This window comes from Novacetimonas maltaceti (genome assembly GCF_002906255.1).
Taxonomy (GTDB): Bacteria; Pseudomonadota; Alphaproteobacteria; order Acetobacterales; family Acetobacteraceae; genus Novacetimonas; species Novacetimonas maltaceti.
Genome location: NZ_POTC01000152.1, coordinates 1 through 563, shown reverse-complemented (window position 1 = coordinate 563; position 563 = coordinate 1). Strand labels below are relative to the sequence as shown.

General features: G+C 52.8%; 1 protein-coding gene. It reads right to left on the bottom strand.

Annotated features, from left to right (window positions below; all coding sequences use genetic code 11):
- Positions 1–134 precede the first annotated feature (134 nt).
- The coding region (locus tag KMAL_RS16770) for a transposase (RefSeq protein WP_146044271.1) at positions 135–563 on the bottom strand (429 nt) is incomplete at its 5' end.

Below are 563 nucleotides of genomic sequence, written 5' to 3'. Positions count from 1 at the left end.
TTGGAGGGATCGAAGAACCCCTGATTGATGTGCTTGGCCGGTAATTTCTGGGTTTTGGCGATTTGATTGACGGTTTTTGCGATGGCCTCCGGTCTGCGTTTTGAGCAGATTGGGAGTTGTCCTCCGCTGGATGGCTATGCGCTCGCGTTCAATCTTTCGAGGAAGAGGAAGCGGCGCATATTGTAGACGATATTGGCGAGCCCGATCCTCATGGTGGCTCGGCTGATACCGACAGTCCGGACAAACAGCCCCGTCTGTGACTTCTGATCGGCAAAGACATGCTCGACACGCGACCGGATAATGGATTTTCCTGCATTCGATTTCTGGATATGCCGGGGCATAGGCTTGAGATGCGGCTTTTTGCGATGAACCTTGGAGACAAAGCCCTGCTTTTCCATGAAGTCTTCATTGGCTTTTGAGCGGTAGGCCGTGTCAGCCCAGACACTTGAGGCTGTATTGGTTTTATCCAGCAGCCCCTCTCTCAATCGCGCGCCATCACTGGCGGCGGCATGCGTTGTTTTCCATTTCCGGATGAACCGGTATTTTCGATCGATGGAAACATG